Source organism: Cutibacterium granulosum (assembly GCF_900186975.1).
Classification (GTDB): domain Bacteria; phylum Actinomycetota; class Actinomycetes; order Propionibacteriales; family Propionibacteriaceae; genus Cutibacterium; species Cutibacterium granulosum.
Window position 1 is genome coordinate 912,054 of record NZ_LT906441.1, and the last position, 19,764, is coordinate 931,817.

At 66.0% G+C, this 19,764-nt stretch carries 12 protein-coding genes, 1 pseudogene and 2 riboswitches; of the genes and pseudogenes, 11 read left to right on the top strand and 2 right to left on the bottom strand.

The features are described from left to right. Nucleotides 1-183 precede the first annotated feature (183 nt). Complete coding sequence (locus CKV91_RS03750; protein ID WP_021106003.1) at nucleotides 184-3,102, top strand: bifunctional YncE family protein/alkaline phosphatase family protein; 2,919 nt, start codon at nucleotides 184-186, stop codon at nucleotides 3,100-3,102. 490 nt (nucleotides 3,103-3,592) lie between these two features. Here the strand turns inward: CKV91_RS03750 and CKV91_RS03755 are convergent, their stop codons facing one another. After that, a complete protein-coding gene (locus CKV91_RS03755) occupies nucleotides 3,593-3,979 on the bottom strand; it encodes a hypothetical protein (protein ID WP_095140959.1) in 387 nt (128 codons plus the stop codon). Nucleotides 3,980-4,007: 28 nt separating this feature from the next. Continuing rightward, nucleotides 4,008-4,595, bottom strand: coding sequence for a histidine phosphatase family protein (locus CKV91_RS03760; protein ID WP_065860887.1), 588 nt, complete (start codon nucleotides 4,593-4,595; stop codon nucleotides 4,008-4,010). A gap of 192 nt (nucleotides 4,596-4,787) precedes the next feature. On the opposite strand from CKV91_RS03760, the pseudogene CKV91_RS03765 reads away from it, so the two are divergent. From CKV91_RS03765 to CKV91_RS03810, 10 genes and pseudogenes are all read left to right on the top strand, one after another. Continuing rightward, nucleotides 4,788-5,699 (top strand): annotated as a pseudogene (locus CKV91_RS03765) (CobD/CbiB family cobalamin biosynthesis protein); the annotation flags it as partial. Between the two features lie 86 nt (nucleotides 5,700-5,785). Further along, the gene (locus CKV91_RS03770; protein ID WP_021106224.1) at nucleotides 5,786-7,240 is read left to right on the top strand and encodes a cobyric acid synthase; all 1,455 of its coding nucleotides are present in this window, start codon (nucleotides 5,786-5,788) and stop codon (nucleotides 7,238-7,240) included. 9 nt (nucleotides 7,241-7,249) lie between these two features. After that, nucleotides 7,250-7,409: riboswitch (cobalamin riboswitch) on the top strand. A 28-nt stretch (nucleotides 7,410-7,437) separates the two neighbouring features. Next, nucleotides 7,438-8,202 (top strand): precorrin-2 C(20)-methyltransferase, encoded by a 765-nt coding sequence (gene cobI / locus CKV91_RS03775; RefSeq protein ID WP_021106223.1) that lies wholly within the window; start codon nucleotides 7,438-7,440, stop codon nucleotides 8,200-8,202. A gap of 167 nt (nucleotides 8,203-8,369) precedes the next feature. Beyond that, complete coding sequence (gene cobM, locus CKV91_RS03780; protein ID WP_231933837.1) at nucleotides 8,370-9,278, top strand: precorrin-4 C(11)-methyltransferase; 909 nt, start codon at nucleotides 8,370-8,372, stop codon at nucleotides 9,276-9,278. Continuing rightward, nucleotides 9,275-11,890 (top strand): precorrin-3B C(17)-methyltransferase, encoded by a 2,616-nt coding sequence (gene cobJ, locus CKV91_RS03785; RefSeq protein WP_065860880.1) that lies wholly within the window; start codon nucleotides 9,275-9,277, stop codon nucleotides 11,888-11,890. The genes cobM and cobJ overlap by 4 nt, the downstream gene beginning before the upstream one ends. A gap of 2 nt (nucleotides 11,891-11,892) precedes the next feature. After that, entirely contained in the window at nucleotides 11,893-13,167 is a 1,275-nt protein-coding gene (locus CKV91_RS03790; protein WP_021106220.1) for a CbiX/SirB N-terminal domain-containing protein, read from the top strand. Between the two features lie 627 nt (nucleotides 13,168-13,794). Next, complete coding sequence (locus tag CKV91_RS03795; protein ID WP_021106219.1) at nucleotides 13,795-14,655, top strand: hypothetical protein; 861 nt, start codon at nucleotides 13,795-13,797, stop codon at nucleotides 14,653-14,655. 676 nt (nucleotides 14,656-15,331) lie between these two features. Further along, the gene (locus tag CKV91_RS03800; RefSeq protein ID WP_065860881.1) at nucleotides 15,332-17,095 is read left to right on the top strand and encodes an RNA-binding domain-containing protein; all 1,764 of its coding nucleotides are present in this window, start codon (nucleotides 15,332-15,334) and stop codon (nucleotides 17,093-17,095) included. Between the two features lie 596 nt (nucleotides 17,096-17,691). Beyond that, a riboswitch (cobalamin riboswitch) is annotated at nucleotides 17,692-17,867 on the top strand. Nucleotides 17,868-17,955: 88 nt separating this feature from the next. Next, on the top strand, nucleotides 17,956-18,975 hold the full coding sequence (locus CKV91_RS03805) for a FecCD family ABC transporter permease (RefSeq protein ID WP_036957943.1): 1,020 nt from the start codon (nucleotides 17,956-17,958) through the stop codon (nucleotides 18,973-18,975). Next, nucleotides 18,972-19,763 (top strand): ABC transporter ATP-binding protein, encoded by a 792-nt coding sequence (locus CKV91_RS03810; protein ID WP_021106217.1) that lies wholly within the window; start codon nucleotides 18,972-18,974, stop codon nucleotides 19,761-19,763. The genes CKV91_RS03805 and CKV91_RS03810 overlap by 4 nt, the downstream gene beginning before the upstream one ends. The last annotated feature ends 1 nt before the right edge of the window (nucleotide 19,764 follow it).

The window sequence follows — 19,764 nt, forward strand, 5'->3', positions numbered from 1 at the left end:
CCGACGTCCAGAACGACGTTCCCACTTGTCGAACTGCAGTGACACGTACTGTTCATTTGCACGTCACCGAGTATGTGCCACTGCTTCTCCCGCGTCTCCTAGATTCGTGACCAGCCCGAGGTTCGTGGACCATCAGCTGCACAGGAGCATCCTCGGGGCCGTCGCAGCGGAGAGGCAGAGCGCGTGTCCAAGCCCGACACTGACGAAACGACCGACAAGACCCAGCAGAACCCCACCAAGCCGTTCCATCGGCGCCGTAACATCACCATCGGTGTCTCGGCTGCACTCGTCCTCGCGTTGGGGACGACGGCGGCCATCGGTGCCGCCAATGGCACCTTCTGGGGCAAGCGCCACGTGGGCAGCGAGTACGAGGACGGCCTGCAGGTCTCCGACAACCAGGTGATCAAGCCGATCGGTGAGCGTCTGGTCACCGAGCACGGCAAGTTCATGGGGTCGGCGATCAGCCCGGACGGCAAGGTCCTGGCAGCGACCTCTGCCGATGGCGACCAGATCCTCCAGGTGTTCTCCCTGGGCACCCACAAGCTCGTCTCCACCGTGGGCAAGGGCGGCGACGTCAAGGTGAAGGATGCCAGCGTCGGTCAGGGCGATCCCACGTTCTCACCCGACGGTCGGACGGTGGCCCTCGGGCAGAACACCGGCGTACGTCTGGTCACCGTGGACAAGAATGGCAAGGTCACCGGTACCGACTTCATCACCCTCGCGAACCAGGGCGAGAAGAAACCGCTGCCCGGCAAACCGGCCTTCTCCGCCGACGGCAAGACCCTCTACGTCCCGGTCAACGGGCAGAACAGCGTTGCCGAGATCGACCTCGGTACCAAGAGGGTGACCCACACCTGGCAGGTCGGTATCGCCCCGCGCGCAGTGCAGCTGGTCGGCAACAAGCTCTACGTGAGCAACGAGGGTGGACGCCAGGCCAAGGGCACCGACAACACGATGAACTCCTACGGCACCGACGTGCCGGCCGACCCGTACCTGGGTACCTCCACCAACGGCACCCTGTCGACCATCGACGTCACCAAGCCCGATGCCAAGGTCGGCAGCATCCGGGTGGGACTGCACCCCACCGCCATGCACTCGGTCGGCCACGCCCTGCTGGTGGCCAACACCGGCTCCGACACCGTCTCGGTGGTCGACACCCGCACCGACAAGGTCGTCCAGACGATCGCCACCCAGCCCTACTCGGGCGCCAAGGTGGGCTACGAGCCGACCGGCGTCACCACCACCAAGGACGGCCACATCCTCGTCAGTCTGGGGCGCGCCAATGCGTTGGCCACCTTCACCTGGGACGAGAAGGAGCCGCAGGAACCGGTGAAGTACATCGGTCTGCTGCCCACCGACTACTTCCCCGGTGAGGTGGGGATGGCCGGCGACGAGGTCGTCGTCACCAATGTGCGTGGCATCGACGCCCGGGGCCCGGAGAAGACCATCAAGAAGGGGTTCGGCACCAAGAACGCCACCGGTCACGCCACCCACTCCACGACGGGCTCCCTCACCTGGTTCCGCATGCCGGCCGACAGCGAGATCGGCAAGAAGTGGACCAACACCGTCTTCCACCAGAACGCCTGGACCAACGACAACACCGCGAAGTCCAAGGACTCCAAGAACTCCAAGGCCAAGCCCGTGCCGGTGCCTGCCCGGGTCGGTGACCTGTCGACGATCAAGCACGTCTTCCTCATCGTCAAGGAGAATCGCACCTACGACCAGATGTACGGTGACGACTCCCGCGGCGACGGCGATCCCAAGCTCGCCCAGTTCGGTGGCGCCGTGAGCCCCAACCAGCACCTCATCAACAAGCAGTTCGGGCTCTACGACAACGTCTACGACATCGGCACCAACTCCGCCGAGGGACACAACTGGCTCATGCAGGGCGACGACCCGGAGTACACCGAGACGAACTCCGGTGCCTACCAGCGCTCCTACGACACCGAGGACGACGTGTTGGGCCACCAGCGTTCCGGGTTCCTGTGGACGTCGGTGCAGTCGGCCGGCAACACCGTGAAGAACTACGGTGAGTTCACCACTGGCATCGAGAAGCCCAAGGATGCGACCTGGCAGAAGTACTACTGCGCCACCAAGTCGGTGCTGGGTGGCGGGGATGCGGCCCAGCTCACCAGCCCGGAGCTCAAGGTCAAGCAGAACTCGCCGATCCCGTCGCTGGACAAGGTGACCAATCACATCTACCCACAGTTCGACACCGACATTCCCGACATCTACCGCACCCAGTTGTGGAAGCAGGACCTCGAGAAGAACGGCCCGGCCAACCTCAACATGCTGTGGCTGTCGAGCGACCACACCGGCGGCACCCCCGACGCCCGCGCCCAGGTGGCCGACTCCGACCTGGCCACCGGCCAGATCGTCGACACCATCTCCCACTCCAAGTACTGGAAGGACTCGGTGATCTTCGTCGTCGAGGACGACTCCCAGAACGGCGCCGACCACATCGACGGGCATCGCTCGGCCACCCAGGTGATCAGCCCGTGGGCGATCCACGGCACGGTGAACAGCACCTACTACTCACAGATCAACGTGGTGCGCACCATCCAGCAGATCCTCGGTGCCGAACCGTTGAACCAGAAGCTGGCCGCCGCCACCCCGATGTACGACGCCTTCGTCAAGGATCCCGACTACACGCCGTTCACGGCCGTGCCCAACCAGATCCCGCTCACCGAGAACGTCAAGCGCATCCCGGCCTGTGGACTCGACAAGGCCAAGGGCGACGGGGTTGCCACGACGGTGCCCGCCAACATGAAGTCCGTCGCCAAGAAGTGGGAGGACTGGCGCACCCACCAGCCGTTCATCACCGAGAAGGAGGAGGACTCCGTCGATCCGGTGCTCATGAACCGGTTCACCTGGTACAACGCCCACTTCTTCCGCACCCCCTACCCGGGTGACTCCACGATCTACACCCCTGACCAGGTGCCCGGTGCCGGCAAGGACGTCAAGGATGAGGATGACATCGACGTCATGCTCGGCAAGGATGATGACGATGACGACGAGAAGGAGGAGAAGGCCGAGGCCGGCAAGGCCGACAGCCATGATCACCACGACGCCGACGACGATGACGAGAAGGGGGAGCGCTGAGCAGACGTGAGCCGAACCCTCGTCAATTCGTGCCCGGGACCAACGGCCCCGGGCACGATTGCGTGTGACGGAGTGTGCGAGGGGGTTGGCCGGACGTGCTGCGCGGCAGGTTGGAGCTGTCTCATGGCCTAGACACGGCCTGACTCTCCACGGCCTGCCTCGGCACTGCGTCTCATCCCCTTGGCATGTGGGCGTGTCAGACGCTGACCGCCGACGCTGGGGTTCGAGACCACCGACGCGGGGAGTCCTGGTCACCGAAGCTGAGAGCCCAAGGTCACCAACGCTGGGGCTTTGAGACCATCAACGTTTGGATCCCAAGACACCAACGCTGAGAGCCCAAGGTCACAGCCCATCGTCACCACTGCCTTGTGGGTACCTGCTTCGTTGAGTACCTGTCGGGAACTGCCGAACGAGTGACCGGGGCGCACCCCGGCCACGGGATATCCGGGCGGTCGCAGCCATCACGTTCAGGCTGCGACCGTCAAGAGGCTCAACGACGGGTGGAGTGAATCATGGCCGTTCCCACCAGCATGGCGATGAATCCCACGATCACGGCACACAGACCAAAGACATTGATCGTCGTCGGATCGGTGAAGGCCAGGAACGAGACGACTCCACCAGCGAGAACCACGCAGCCAATGCCGTGAACCATCCGCGAGGCGCGCGATCCGGGACCGCGGACTGAAGCGATGAGGCCAAGGATGCAGGCAACCGCTGCCACGACTGCGAAAATGGTGGTGTGGAGCACCGATCCGCCCGGTGCCGTCGCGAAGCTTGTCCCGGTGGCCGCCATGATGATGATGAGGACGAGGAGCAACACCACCAATCCCGAGGACAACGCTGAGTAGTCACCGGTTGGTCGGTCGGAATTCATCATGGCTACAGCATATATATGCTTGGCTGTGTCATTCGGCGTCGTACTCACCGTCACGCAGTGCGGCAAGATCCACCTCGCGCTCCATGACGGCACCGTTGCCGATGATGAGGTCCCAGTCGAGATGACGGTGGCTGCGCCCGTCTAGGACGCCGAGGATGACGCGCATCGTGTCGCCGTGGGTGACGAGGACGATCTCGTCGTCGGCAGGGGAATCAATGGTGAGGAAACTGCGTGTTCGTGCCGCGACGTCGGCCAGAGACTCCCCGCCGCCCCAGCGCACGTCGGCGACGTCGATCCCGGGTGGGGCAGGCTCGGGGGTGAGCTCCTCGGGCAACTTGCCCTCCATGCGCCCCAGCGCCTGCTCGCGCAGTCGTGCGTCGGTTGCCACGGCCACCCCGAGGGCTCGCGCGATGGGTTCGGCGGTCTGCACGGCACGCAGCTGGTCCGACGAGATCACGGCAGTACCCGGTGCGACGAGTTCGACCACCCTGCGGGCCGCCTGCTCGGCCTGGGCACGTCCCAGATCGGTGAGGGGCACGTGCATGGTCTGGCCCTGCAGCCGATGCTCCAGGTTCCAGGTCGACTGGCCGTGGCGGACGAGGACGATGTGTGTCACGCACCGAGCGTAGCCCCGCGCGGGCAGGGGACCGAATGTGACCGGAACTCGGCTACGTGCACCAAGTAGGCTGGCCACATGTCGTTGAAACCGCATCGTCGCACCGCCCTGGGGCTGTTGGGCCGGGCCGCCGGAATCGCTGCGGGGGTCGTCGCCGACCGCATCGTCGGCGATCCCGAGCGTCATCACCCGGTGGCTGCCTACGGAAATGCCGTCTCCCGTGCCGAACGCCGGTGGTACGCCGACTCGGTGCCCCGCGGGGCCGTCTTCACCGTTGGTGCTCTCACCCCGTTGGCCGTCGCCGGCCTGGCCGTCGACGTCGCGACCCGACGTCACCCGGGGTGGCGAGCGCTCACCACCGCCGTGACCACCTGGGCCGTCGTGGGGGCACAGTCCCTCTCCCATGAGGGACGAGTCATGGCCGACGTGCTGGCCTCCGGCGATCTCGACGCGGCGCGGCACCGTCTGCCCCATCTGTGTGGCCGGGACCCCGAGGCCCTCGATGGCCCCCAGATCGCCCGCGGCACGGTGGAGTCCATGGCCGAGAACACGTCCGACGCCGCCGTCGCCTCGATCCTCTGGTGCGCGGTGGGCGGACTGCCAGCCATGCTCGTGCACCGCGGCTCCAACACCCTGGACGCCATGATCGGCCACCACAACGACCGCTACGAGAACTTCGGCAAGGTCGCAGCCAAGCTCGACGATGCGCTCAACTGGCTACCGGCTCGCCTCACCGGGGCGCTGGCCGCCCTCTGCGCCCCCGAGGTGGGTGGCAACCGCAGCCACACCTGGGCGACGGTGTGCGCCGAGCACGACCACCACCCCAGCCCCAACGGCGGCTGGTGCGAGGCGGCCTGGGCCGCCGCCCTGGCCGTGCAGCTGGGCGGGCGAAACGTCTACTACGGCAACCGGGTCGAGTTCCGACCACTGCTGGGATCCGGGCCGCTGCCCGACGCCGAGGCGGTGCATGACGCCGCCCGTCTGGTGAACCTGGTGACCGGGGCAGCCACCCTCACCGCCGTGGGCGGATTGGCGAGCCTGGCCCATGTGCTGTTCCACGGTGGTGTCGTCCCACGGTCCGTCGCGTCACGACCAGCACACCGAACTGCACGCTCATACCGCAGGATCACTGCACGGGCACTCCACAGGGGCGTTCCGCAATCGACCCATCGAGCAGGCAGGAGACAGCCATGACCGGAATCCTCGTCGCCGGAACCTCCTCGGACGCCGGCAAGTCACTCGTCGTCACCGCCCTGTGCCGCGCGGCAGTACGTCAGGGAATCGACGTCGTGCCGTTCAAGGCGCAGAACATGAGCAACAACTCCATGGTGTGCGCCGACGGCTCGGAGATCGGTCGGGCACAGTACCTGCAGGCCGCCGCTGCCCGGGTGCAGCCCAGCTCGGCGATGAACCCGGTACTGCTCAAACCCGGCACCGACCGGCGCTCGTTCATCGTGCTGCGGGGCCAACCCGGCGGAGTGCTGGAGGCCGGCCAGTACACCACCGGGCGGCAGGCCCTTGCCGAGGCGGCCTGGGCGGCCTACGACGAGCTCGCTGCGGCACACGATCTCGTCATCTGTGAAGGTGCCGGGTCGCCCGCCGAGATCAACCTGCGCTCCGGGGACTACACGAACATGGGTCTGGCCCGGCAGAAGAACCTTCCGGTGGTGCTCGTGGGAGACATCGACCGTGGCGGGGTGCTCGCCTCGATCTACGGCACTTGGGGGCTGCTCGACGACGCCGACCGTGCCCTGCTGGCCGGTTACCTCATCAACAAGTTCCGTGGTGACGACTCGGTCCTCGCCCCCGGGCTGACCGAGATCACCCGGCGCACCGGGCTCCCCAGCCTCGGGGTGCTGCCGTGGGTGCCCGGGGTGTGGTTGGACGGTGAGGACGCCTTGGAGGTCGGACGCTGGCGTCACGAGGGCGACGCCGTCGATCCGACAGCCCTGCGGGTGGCCGTCGTGCGCTTCCCGCGAATCTCCAATGCCACCGACGTCGACGCCCTGGCCGGTGAGGCCGGTGTGGACGTGCAGGTGACGACCAATCCAGCGACCTGCGCCGCCGCCGACATCGTCGTCCTGCCCGGATCACGCTCGACGATCGACGACCTGGCCTGGTTGCGCAGCACCGGTATTGCCGAGGTGGTGGCCGAACGCGCCGCGCAGGGTCGCACCGTCGTCGGCATCTGCGGAGGCTACCAGATGCTTGCGCGCACCATCGACGACCCACAGGGGCAGGAGGTTGCCGGGGGAGCGCAGGTGCCGGGACTCGGCCTGCTGCCGGTGGACGTCGACTTCGCCGCCGAGAAGACGTTGACCCTCTCGCACGGCACGTGGCAGGGCATCGAGGTCGGTGGGTACGAGATCCACCACGGCACCACCACTGCCGATGCCGGTTCAGAGCCGTTCCTCGATGGGGTCCACGTCGGATCGGTGTGGGGGACGATGTGGCACGGTGCCTTCGAACACGACGATTTCCGGCGCACCTGGTTGGGCCAGGCCGCCCAGGTGGCCGGTTCGTCCTGGCGCCCGCACACCGACGAACTGGGCTACCAGGCCCGTCGGGAGACCATGATCGACACCTTGGCCGATGCCCTCGTCGAGCACGTCGACGTGGACACCCTGCTCACGCTGGGACGCTGAATCCGGGTGGTCCCACCCGCTATGCTCGGTACGAGCGGTCGAAGTGGGAGGAAGTCGGTGTGAGTCCGGCGCGGTCCCGCCACTGTGAACCGGCACATTGTCGATCTGCCCCGTAGATCGACACACTGAACGGTGCAGCCAGATACTCCGTCGATCGCAGCGCACATCATCGGGCGAGGAAACCTGAGGAGGCCATTGTGAACTCTGCCCCATCGAACCCACCCCGCACCCTGTACGGTGTCGGGGTCGGACCCGGAGACCCAGAACTGGTCACATTGCGGGCCCAACGCATTCTGCAGGAGGCGGACGTCGTCCTCGTGCCGTCCACCGAGGCGTCCGCCGGAGGTATGGGGCGAGCCGAGGAGATCATTCGCGCGGCCTGCCCGCACATGACGGGACGCATCCAGCCGGTGCCGTTCTCCATGGCCCAACGCCGTGGTCTGGGCACCAAACGGATCGAGTCGTGGCGGGCCTCGGCCGATTTCGCCGTGGACGCCTTCAACGACGGGGCACACAGTGTGGCCCTGGCCACCGTCGGAGACCCAGCCGTCTACTCGACGTTCACCTATCTGCGTGCCAACGTCGAGGAACGACTGCCCGATGTCGTCATCGCCCTCGTGCCCGGAATCACCGCCATGCAGGCCATCGCCGCCGCCGCCGGCACCCCACTGGTCGAGGGGCGCGAGATCCTCGCCCTGGTGCCGGCCACCGTCGGCCCGGAGAAACTCGGTGAGGTGCTCGACGTCGTCGACTCCGTCACCGTCTACAAGGGTGGGCGCAAGATGCCCGAGGTGCTCGAGCAGATCCGCGAGCGGGGCCGTGACGCCATCATCGGCACCGACGTCTCCCTGCCGACCCAGCACCTGCTCGGTCTGGCCCAGGTGGAGGCCGACGAATCGGCCCCCTACTTCTCGACCGTCCTGTCCGTGCCCGAACGCCCCGTCACCGGAGGAAAACTGTGAGCCCCACACCCACGCCATCCACCCCCGAGCCCCCAGATGACCTCACGTCACCAGACGACGCTGCGGCCTCGACCGGCGTCCCGTCGACGACCGAGGCCAGCTCGCGCTCGACGACCCCGCAGGCGGCCCGTCCCACCCAGCACGCCTCGGAGCAGGCCCTGGAGGATCTGGACCACTCGCTCATCGACCCTGCCCCGATCCCGGCCACCAGCTTCGCCGAGGGGCAGGGCAGGGTCGTCTTCGTCGGTGCCGGACCAGGTGCTCCGGACTTGGTGAGCGTGCGCGGTGCCCGCGTCATCGAGACCGCCGACATCATCATCTGGGCCTCCAGCCTGGTGCATCCCGACATGGTCGCCCGGCACAAACCCGACGCCGAACTCATCGACTCCGCCGCCATCCCGCTGGAGGACCTCGAACCCCTCTACACCCGAGCTCGTGACGAAGGTCTGTTGGTGGCCCGGGTGCACACCGGGGATCCCTCCATCTACGGAGCCACTGCCGAGCAGCGTGACCTGTGCCGCCGCATCGGCATCGGCTTCGAGACGATCCCCGGCATCTCCGCCTTCTCGGCTGCCGCGGCCCGGATGGACGTCGAGATCACCGTGCCGGAGGTCTCCCAGTCGCTCATCCTCACCCGGCTGGAGGGTGGACGCACCCCCATGCCCGACGGTGAGACCGTCGCCTCCTTCGCCGCCCACGGGGCCACCATGGCCGTCTACCTGTCGGCGGCTCGCAACAAGGCCCTGCAGCAGGCTCTGCTGGAGGGCGGATACGCCCCCGAGACCCCTTGCATCATTGGGTACGCGGTCACCTGGCCCGAGGAGATGATGTTCCGCTGCGACCTGGCCCACCTGTCGGAGACGATGCGCAACCACAAGCTGTGGAAGCATGCCGTCGTCCTCGTCGGACCTGCCCTGGCCGACGGCCCGATCGAGACCCGCAGCCACCTCTACCACCCCGGCTTCCGCCACGAGTACCGCGCAGCCGACGCCGACGCCCACGCCGACCTCACGACCCACGGCACCCGGGGCGTCTATGACCAGAGCACCACCCCCGACCCGAAGGACAACTCATGATTCGCGTCCACGGATACCTCGGCACCATCACCGACGCCATGCGTGACGACGTCGCCCACGCCGACCTCGTCGTCGGTGGGCAGCGTCACCTCGACGCCCTTGACGTCCCCGACGACAAACGCCAGAAACTCGGCCTCATCGGTCCTGCCGTCGAGCGCATCCAGTCTCTGCCGGACGACGCCCGGGTGGTCGTCATCGCCTCGGGAGACCCCCTCTTCTTCGGCGTGGTGCGTCGCATCCGCCAGGCAGGCCTGAACGTCGAGGTGGTGACGGCCCCGACATCGCTGCAGGCCGCCTTCGCCGCCGTCGCCCTGCCCTGGGACGACGCCCAGTTCGTCTCCTCGCACTCCAAGAGCGTCGAGACCGCGATCCGGCTCGCCAGGATCCACCCCAAGGTGGGGGTGCTCACCGCTCCGGGGCGTGGCCTCGCCGAGCTGGTCGACGGGCTGGCCGGGCGCGGCAAGACGTTCGTGCTGGCCGAGAGGATCGGCGAGGAGAACCAGCGGGTGCGCGTCCTCGACGAGGATGCCGCCAGGGCCGTGGTGGCCGACGAAGATGTTGCCAGCCCCAACGTCGTCCTGGTCCTCGACCACCACCCGGACTCCCCGCAAGCCGTGGGCGTCAACCCCGAACTCGCCGGGGACGTCAACGTCAACGCCCCCGATGATCCGCAGCCGGGCACCGACACCAACCCGGACGGCTCGGACCGTGACCCCATCATCGGGCAGGTCATCAACTCCGACGCCGCAGCAGCCCATGCCGAGGCCATCGACCACGCCCTCAAGCGGGAGACCAAGAAGTACGTCGGCCCCTCGCGCACCGGGCTGGCAGCCGCCTGGGGGGAGTGCGACCTCATCGTCTCCCACCTGGCCTTGGGCGCCACGACACGTCTCATCGCCCCGCTGCTGGAGTCCAAGAAGACCGACCCGGGGGTCGTCGTCGTCGACGAGGCCGGGCGGTTCGCCATTCCGCTGGTGGGCGGTCACGTCGGTGGGGCCAACGAGCTCTCCCGCACCATCTCGGCCGCCCTGGGTGGCACCGCCGTCGTCTCCACCGCCACCGACTCGCTCGGCGTTCCGGCCCTCGATCAGCTCGGCTGGGCCTACGAGGGTGACGTCGCCGGTGTCACGGGTTCGATCATCGCCGGACGTCCGGTGCAGGTGGTGCGCGAACACCCGTGGCCGTTGCCGCCGCTGCCCAAGAACGTCAGTGAGGAGGCCAGCGACCCGGCTGCCCGGATCATCGTCTCCGATCGCACCGCCGACGCCGCGTCCACAGCCGTCGGTGGCACCGACCTGCCCACCGTCGTCCTGCACCCGCGCTCCCTGGTGGTGGGCATGGGGTGCAACAAGGGCACCGACGTCGACCATCTGCGGTCCCTGCTCGACGACACCCTCGCCGAGGCCGGGCTGGCCCCCGGATCGGTGACGATCCTCACCAGCCACGAGGTGAAGGCCGGCGAACTCGGCATGATCAAACTCGCCCACGAACGCGGGTTGGAGTACCTCACCCACTCCGCCGAGGAACTGGCCGCCCAACAGGTGCCGACCCCCTCCGACGTCGTGGCCCGTGAGGTGGGCACCCCGAGCGTCTCGGAGGCCTCGGTGCTGGCCCAGGGAGCCGATCTCGTCGTCACCAAGCACAAGACCCCCGAGGCGACGATTGCCATCGGACGCGTTCCGGCCCGCGGCCACCTCTCGGTGGTGGGCCTGGGGCCCGGATCCCGAGACCTGCTCACCCCGCGTGCCCTCCAACGCATCCAGGACGCCACCTTCGTCGCCGGGTACGCCCCCTACGTCAAGCAGATTCGCGACGTGGTGCGTCCCGGGGCGACGATCCTCGCGACGAAGATGGGCACCGAGGAGGAACGCACCGCCGCCGCCATCGAGGCGGCCCGAGAAGGACGCAACGTCGCCTTCGTGTGTGGCGGCGACCCGGCCATCTACGCCATGGCCTCCCCGACCCTGGAGATGGGCACCGACGGCATCGACGTGGAGATCGTGCCCGGGGTCACCGCGGAACTCGCCATCTCCGGAATCCTGGGAGCCCCGCTGGGCCATGATCACGCGACGATCAGCCTGTCCGACCTGCACACCGACTGGGATCTCATTCTCAAGCGGGTGAGGGCGGCTGCCGAGGGAGACCTCGTCACCACCTTCTACAACCCCCGCTCGCGTACCCGTACCCATCAGTTGCCCGACGCCCTGGCGATCATGGCGGAACACCGTCCACCTTCCACCCCGGTGGCGGTCGTTTCCCATGCCGAACGACGCCAGCAACAGATCATCATGTCGACCCTGGCGGAGTTCCAGCCCGAATGGGTCGGTATGACGAGCATGGTGGTCGTCGGGTCGTCGACGTCGAAGTACGTCACCTCCGGGGATAACCGCAAACTCTTCGTCACCCCGCGCGACTACCACTGGATGGACGGGGCCATCAGATCCGACAAGCACAAGAACTACTCCCACCGCGACCTGCCCAAGGCCGACGAGACGACCTACAGCGCCACGCCGCCGGCACGGAGCACGCGTGTGGACGTCGCAGCACAGGCGGCGTCGGAAGTCGATCGCCCTGCGCACACCACTGGAAATGACACGGACAAGGATGTGTGATCATGACTGACACCAAGATCGCCAGCGGAACCCCGCTGGTCATTGCCGCCCACGGCACCCGCGACGAATCGGGTGTGGCCGAGTGCCGCGCCCTGGCCGAACGGGTCGCGAACAAGCTTCCCGACGTCCCGGTGGAACTGGGGTTCGTCGAGCTCGCCGAGCCGAAGATTCCCGAGGCGGTGCAGGCCGCCGTCGCCCAGGCGCCGGGCGTCTCCGAGGAGCCGACCGAGGGGGAACAGCCCGTCTCCGCCGTCGTCGTACCGCTGATGTTCAACACCGGCGGCCATGTCCGTGAGGACATTCCCGAGGCCATCGACGAGGGCCGTGGGGGCGCTCGGGTGGCCTATTCCGCGCCACTGCTGCCCGACGTGCGGATGCGCAAGGCCCTTGACCGGCGTCTGGCCGAAACCCTTGCCGCGGGGGAGGGGCGCGAGCAATGGCGTGCCCGCGACACCGCCGTCGTCCTGGTGGGTCGTGGTGCCTTGGTGGCCGATGCCAATGCCTCGCACTACACCCTCACGCGGATGTTCTGGGAGGAGAACGACCTGGCCTGCGTCGAGCCGGCGTTCATCCAGGTGACCCGCCCCTCGGTTCCCGAGGCACTGACGGCCCTGCACGCCCGGGGGGCCCAGCAGATCGTGGTGCAGGGCAACTTCCTGTTCCCCGGACTGCTGCACGTGTGGATGACCGAGCAGGTTCAGGCATGGCAGGCCAGCCACCCCGGCGTCGAGATCCGTATCGCCCCGGTCATCGGCGACTGTGACGAGGTGGCCGAGGTCGTGGTGGACCGGTACCGCGAGCCCCTCGACGAGGTCGGGCTCGGCGAGGGGGCCCCGGTCTACATGTCCGGGCTGCGGCTGCAGGGACGCACTGTGCTGGTCGTCGGGGCCGGGCACGTGGCCGAACGTCGCGTCGCCCGTCTGCTGGACGCCGGTGCCGACGTCCACGTCGTTGCCCCGAACTCGGGCATCCAGCTCACCCGGATGGCTCGCAAGGGGCTGGTGAACCTGGAACGACGCGCCTTCCAGACCGATGATCTCGACGGCGTCTGGTTCGTCCAGGCCCTCACCAATGACCCCCAGGTCAACGCCACGGTGGCCGCCGAGGCCGAGAAGCGCGGTATCTTCTGCGTGCGTGGTGACGACGGTCGCAAGGGCAGTGCCTTCACCCCGGCCACCCAGCAGGCCGGCGGTATGACGGTGAGCGTGGTCGGTGACCGCACCCCGCGTCGTTCTGCCAAGATTCGTGACGAGGTGTTGAGAGCCCTGCAGGGCTGACCACCACTTCGACTCCTGAGCTGGAGATCTGAAGGTTGCGGGCCCGCAGCTGTTGGCTGCAGGGCCCTACGGGAGTGTCTGGTTGCGGGGCTGATCGGGTGTGAAGCTGGTAGCGGGGTTGGTGACTGCACCCCGCGTTGTTCTGCCAAGATTCGTGATGAGGTGTTGCGTGCCCTGCAGTTGGCTGGTTGGATCGGCTGTGTTGTTTTCCGGGTTGATTGTCTGTCGTTTCGGGGTGGCCGCTGCCTTTCGTCTCGGTCCGGTCGTCTCGGTCCGGGGTGGCTAGCACCTTGACACCTGTGTTGGAGTCCTCGGTGGGGTGTTGCGGCTTCGCAGCTGGCTGGTTGGGTGTGAAACCGACTGGATCGGTCGTGTCGTTCTCGGGTTGATTGTCTGTCGTCCTGTTCCGAGCTGGCCACCGCCTGACCGGGGATGGCCCAGTGATGGGGCAGGCCAGGGTGGGGCATGACAAGGCCCGATACCAAGCCGACTGTGATGCATTGATCGTCGCGATCCACCGATCAACACTGCCTGACCACTCGAGGCTGACCGACACGGGCCTGATCGACACGGGGCCTGCCGAGGCCGGCTCCGATGAATGGCAGCCCCGGCGATGAGATCGCGGCGATGGCAGCCGTGGCCAATCGCGCCTATCATCGTCAGGTGATCTCCCACGACCTGCATGCTCTGGGCTTCGACGCCCCCGGTCTCGATTTCCTCGTCAACTCCGCTGCGCAGGCTGGCGCTGTCGGTGTGGAGGACGTCGGTGGTTTCGATCTGTTGGCCGCCTACACCGATCCGTCGGGGGCACGTCTCGCCATGCTCAGCCGGGATGGTGAGATGGACACGATGGCCTCCCTCGTCGCCCCAACGACCCACGCTGCCGAGGTGCGGCGCTACCGTCCTACGGTGGCCCTGGTGGAGCTCGTGGAGGGCGGTTCGCCGCTGTCGCAATTAGCGGTGAGCGGTGCCTCCGGCGGGGTACACGGCAAGCGGGTCGCACGGTTCCTGGCCAATGCCGACGATCCCGTCGAGTACCCACTGTGTGCCGAGCCCGGCGACGACACCTCGGCATTCGTCCAGCACCTGCGCGTCGGGGCCGTCGCCAACGGATTCATCCGGGTCCACGACTCCGAGGAGGCCTATGGAGCCTCCGAGGAGGGCGGTTTCGGTCCTCGCAGCGACATCCAGTTCTCCGCCGGACACCTCATCAGCCCGTGGCTCATGGAGTTGGAGGCGGGTCGGGCGAGCCGCGCCGAGGTGAGTGCGGTCGCAGAAATGACGATGGTCGTTGATCAGTGCGAGAAGCGCACCAACGAACTCACCGGGGAACAGTGGTGGCGATGTATGGGCAAGGTTGGATTCCCCCTCACCCTGGCCCTGCCAGCCGGGCTGCCGACCGATCCACATCCGGGCTCGGTGCTCTCGGGCCAGGTCGTCCCAGTGATCTCGTCGGGTACCTGGGAGGGCGACGCCCTCTGGAGCTGAACTGCCCCCCTGCTCGGCCTGTGCCCATTCGTTCGTGGCACACCTGCTTTGCCTGTGGCGCCCCGCTTCCCCGTGGGTTTCCCGAGGCGTAGGGTGCCGCCCCTGTTTTCCTTGGTCCCGAGCTCTGCGCCCAGCCCTTCCCTCGCTGCCTCCTGCCCCATGCATCCGGTTCTCCCGTGGTGTCCTCATTTCTCCTAGGGTTACTCCCCGGCTGTGTCCGGTCTCGTTGTCGTCCACTTCAGCTCTAGGGGTGGAGGGAGTGGGCGCAAGACCGCAGCTCACACTTTTTCACTCACACTGCAAGTTTCGCAGTGTGAGTGAGAGTACGCGCGGGCCCGGGTGAGGTGTGATCCGGTCTGCCGAGCGAGTCTTGGCCCAGCGATCCTGTGGCAGATGTGTTGGGGATCGTGGGGTTTGCCACCTGACGTGGCACGAGGTGCCCTGCCGAACCGAAATACCACACTGAACCAGCCGTCTGCTGGCATGTTGTCCCAACATGGCAGCCAGTTGTCGCGCCAATCGTGGGGGACTTCAGATCCAGCGAAAATGTGTGCGCACTCCTCGCCGCAGAGCTTGCTCATAACTTTTCAGTCATAAAGTTGTACTCAATGTCTGGACTGGATGCCTGATTAAAAGTTTCTGGGCACAAACTTGTAGCTGGAAGTAGACTGCTCACATGGGAACAACTTTCGGGCCAGACCCGATTGCAGTTGAGATCGACACTGCGCTGGAGCACTTGGACGCAGGGCACCGGGTCCCGGAATGCAAGTATCTTGACTTCAAGGAGGACTCCAGCCGACGAGGCAAGCACGGTGAGCTGCTACTGGGTCGACGTGAGGATGAACGAGCCGCTGAGCAGCTTGCCGGTGAAGCCGCGTGCATGGCCAACACCCCTGGGGGTGGTGCTCTGATCGTCGGAGTCAATGACAAGGATGATGGACCATTGCTCATCGGTACATCCTTGGATACCGAATGGTTGCGGAGGAAGATCTATGAGCACACTTCTCGCGCGTTGACCGTTGACGTCCGAGAAGTCCACGTTCACGATGCCAGGTTGTTGATCGTCAGATCACCCACCGCGCTGGAACCGATCAAGGTCAAGGGAAAGATCCGCTGGCGGATTGGTGATCATTGCGAGGAGATCGACGCAACGTCATGGCACCACCGCCATCAGTACTCCATCCGCTACGACTGGTCGGCGCAGTTCTCAAACGTGAGCCTGGAGGAAGTGCGACCTGCTGCCCTTGACGCAGCACGCGCCTTCCTTCAAGCCAGCACCGACGAGGCGGCGGTGGAATTGGCCAACTGTACGAGTCGTGAGTTGCTGTCCCGGTTGAACGCCATTGATGGTGATGGCAAGCTCACCAATGCTGCTGCTCTGGTCTTTGTGGGGCGTCCCGAGCCATGCCTCGACTACATACGTCGCGACATGCCCGGTCAGGACAGCGGTGACCGAGTACGTATTGGTGGGGTATCACTGCTTGAGCAGCTCCAACGGACGTTCGCCGTCGCGCGGGCGTACAACCCTTTGTCGCATGTGTCTTCAGGACTTGTCGAGGGGCAGGTCCGCCAGCTGCCGGAACGTGCCATTCGTGAGGCCATCGTCAATGGGTTGGCTCATCGTGAATGGGGGCTGTCCGATGCAACGCTCATCGAGCACGAAGGAGCCGTCTTGCGAGTTACCAGCCCCGGAGGATTCTTCGGAGGTGTGACGGCTGAGAACATCATCACCCACCCATCGACGTCCAGGAACGTTGCTCTCACTGAGCTCTTGGCATCACTTCGAATTGCAGAACGTGAAGGTATCGGAGTTGACCGTATGGTTGGTGATTTGCTTCGCCGGGGGCTTCGCATGCCGACCATTCGGGAAATTGACGGTCCCTATGTGGTGACGACGTTTTCCGGTGTCGGTCCTGACGTGGCATGGACATCGTGGCTGACTGGTATGGATGTTCCCGAGCTCATGCAAAACCTCCGCACTTTGATGGTTATGCGTTTCCTCACAGATCATCTCTGGATCGACGAGGACATTCTTGCTCCCTACCTGCAAGTCCCCGTCGAGGAAGTTCACGAAACCCTTGAGCTCCTACGGCAGACGGAGTGTGATGGCGAACCCTTGCTGAAGCCCATCCGCGGCGTTCCCGACGAAGCCCTCCCCGCGTTTACCCTTTCCAAGAGAGCAAACAAGCAGCTGGACATGGAATATGCGAATCGCGGTTTGAAGCGTTCAGTGCCCAGTAGAGCAGTGACGGCTCGTCAATATGCCCGGCATCGAGGGCGTATTAGTACGACAGAATTGGGCGCCATCCTGGGGGTGAGGGCTTCCAACGTCGGACAGGTCCTCAAGGACCTCATGGCTGATGGAGTACTGCAGCCTTCGTCAGAGGCGATGGCAGGTCGCGGATTTCACTATCTGTGGAAAGGTGACGAGGCATCCTGACTTTTTCAGTCCTTGTGATCCATCTCGTCAAGCTCCTGGTCAGGCAGAGCGTGTTCCGATACACCGGAAAGCTGAGTGCACTTCCCCTTTCGGGACGGTAGAGCACAACTTTTTGACCGAAAGATTGTACTTGCACCCTCGGACTGGGTGTCTGAGTGCAGTCTTCGAGGCTGCTCCCTGTGGTTCTGGCTACTGAACCAGTCGAGAAAAATTGTACTTACCCTCACGCTTGTGCTGGTAGGAAGAATTTTTCAGCCACAAAGTTGTACTCCAGGTATGAAGCGGCGCCGGGAGCACAACTTTTCGCAGTTGGGGAGCTCTGCGCGGTGTGGAGATCCAGTCTGTGGCGAGGTTGTGGCCCGTTCGTCTCCGTGGCAGATGTGTTGGGGATCGTGGTGTCTGCCACGTGGTGTGGCACGGGGTGTCTTGTCGAACCGAATTGCCACGGGGGTGCGAGGTACCGCCCCCCAGCGCACCCTTCAGACTCACGAGCCGGGGCGTCCCACGTGCCCGACGCGCCTGCGACAAGGGGTTGGCGGGCGGCTACGGCAGGGGGCTGGTGGCCGGCGCGTCGCGATTTGCGTGTCACAGGTGCTAACGTGCGTCACGTGCATGGTGCGGCCCCGATGAGGTCGCGGTGAACCCGGTGGGAATCCGGGACTGTTGCGCAGCGGTGACGGTGACGACGTCGGCAAGACCACTGGGAGTGATCCTGGGAAGGGCCGACCGAGGGTGATCCGAAGTCCGAAGACCCCATGCATGACTTGTGTCGTTCGGGCCTCGCATCAAGGTCCTCGCACCCAGAAGGAACAGCTATGCCTTCCTCGAGACGGTCGGTCGAGCGGGACCGCCGGTTGCCAGTGGCGCCCCTGGTGATCATCCTCGTCGTGCTCATCGTCGTCAGCGCCGTCTTCTCGCTGACCATCGGTTCGGAACCATTGCCGATGCGTGGCGTTCTTGACACGGTTGGTGCCAGGATCACCGGCGAGCCGGGCCCTGACTCGACGATCGATCTCATCGTCTGGGACCTGCGTGCCCCCAGGGCACTGCTGGCGATCATCGTCGGAGCTGGACTCGCCCTGGCCGGAAGCGGTATGCAGACCCTGGTGCGCAACCCGCTGGCCGACCCCTACCTGCTGGGTGTCTCGGCCGGTGCGAGTGTGGGGGCCACCGCGGTCATCGCCCTGGGGATGTTCGCTTCCTGGGGTCCTCACCGACTCACCCTCGGGGCCTTGGTGGGGGCATTGGGCGCCGCCGGTCTGGTGTACCTCATCTCCATGGCCCAGGGCGGCATGACGCCGCTGCGGCTGGTGCTCTCGGGCGTCGTGCTCTCTGCGGCATTCTCGGCACTGGCGAGTTTCCTCGTCTTTCGCAGCTCGGATCCGCGTGCGGCGCAGTCGGTGTTGTACTGGATGCTGGGATCGGTGGCCGGTGCCACCTGGGACAGCTTGTGGATGGCTGCCATCGTCACCGCTCTGTCCGCCGTGCTCATGATCGCGTTCTCGGGTTGGCTCGACGCCCTGGCTGCTGGCACCGACGTCGCTCGATCCCTCGGCATCCCCGATACCAGGGTGCGCAAGGCGTTGTTCGTCGGCAACTCGGTACTCGTCGGGGTGCTCGTGGCGGTCTCCGGCGGCATCGGATTCGTCGGGCTCGTCATTCCGCACATGTCCCGGCTGCTCGTGGGAGCCAGTCACCGGTCGATGGTGCCCGTCGCCGCCGCCATCGGCAGCCTCTTCCTGCTGTGGGTGGACGTCGGCGCCCGCGTCATCGCGGCACCACAGGAGGTGCCGCTCGGCGTCGTCACCGGGTTCATCGGCGCTCCCATCTTTCTGTACCTCATGGGGCGCAGCCAGTACCGATTCTCGAGTGAGTCATGACACGTCTCGAAGTTCGCAATGTCCAGTGCCGCATCAACGATCGCATCGTCGTCGACGACGTCAGTTTCATCGCCGAGCCGGGGAAGCTCACCGCCATCGTCGGCGTCAACGGAGTCGGCAAGTCGACTCTGCTGCGATCCATCGCCGGGGTGCGCCAGTTCAATTCCGGCGACGTCCTGCTCAACGGCACCTCCGTCACCGACTACACCCCCATGCAACGTGCCCGGCTCATGGCCTTCGTCGGGCAGGAGGAGTCGCCATCGCCTGACCTCCTGCTGGGTGAGATGGTCGCGCTGGGACGTACCCCGCACCGCAAGCCGTGGCAGGTGGGGCAGCGTTCCGAGCGGCGGATCATCCGGGACTCCCTGGCCTTGGTGGGACTGGACCACCTCATCGATCGTCGTTGTGACCACCTGTCGGGCGGTGAGCGGCGCCGCGCCGTCATCGCCCGTGGCCTGGCCCAGGGCGCCGACCTCATCATGTTGGACGAGCCGACCAATCACCTCGACGTGCTTCACCAACTCATGCTGCTGGACACGCTGCGCGCCAGCGGTCGGACGGTGGTCGCCACCATCCACGACCTCGGCATGGCTGCTTCGCATTTCGACCACGTGGTCGTCCTGGCCGACGGCGGAGTGCTCTCCGCAGGTCCGGCTCGTGAGGCGCTCAGCCCATCGAACGTCGCGACGGCATTCCACGTCGTCGCACACCATGTCACCACTCCCGACGGCAGCCAGGAACTCGTGTGCACCGCACCGCTGCCCAATCCCAACCGAGAGGAAAACTGAA

Coding starts and splice junctions, on each gene's coding strand:
- CKV91_RS03755 (WP_095140959.1), bottom strand. CDS start 3,979: ATGATGAATTCCGACCGACCAACCGGTGACTACTCAGCGTTGTCCTCG.
- CKV91_RS03770 (WP_021106224.1), top strand. CDS start 5,786: ATGACCGGAATCCTCGTCGCCGGAACCTCCTCGGACGCCGGCAAGTCA.
- cobJ (WP_065860880.1), top strand. CDS start 9,275: ATGATTCGCGTCCACGGATACCTCGGCACCATCACCGACGCCATGCGT.
- CKV91_RS03790 (WP_021106220.1), top strand. CDS start 11,893: ATGACTGACACCAAGATCGCCAGCGGAACCCCGCTGGTCATTGCCGCC.
- CKV91_RS03795 (WP_021106219.1), top strand. CDS start 13,795: ATGGCAGCCGTGGCCAATCGCGCCTATCATCGTCAGGTGATCTCCCAC.
- CKV91_RS03800 (WP_065860881.1), top strand. CDS start 15,332: ATGGGAACAACTTTCGGGCCAGACCCGATTGCAGTTGAGATCGACACT.
- CKV91_RS03810 (WP_021106217.1), top strand. CDS start 18,972: ATGACACGTCTCGAAGTTCGCAATGTCCAGTGCCGCATCAACGATCGC.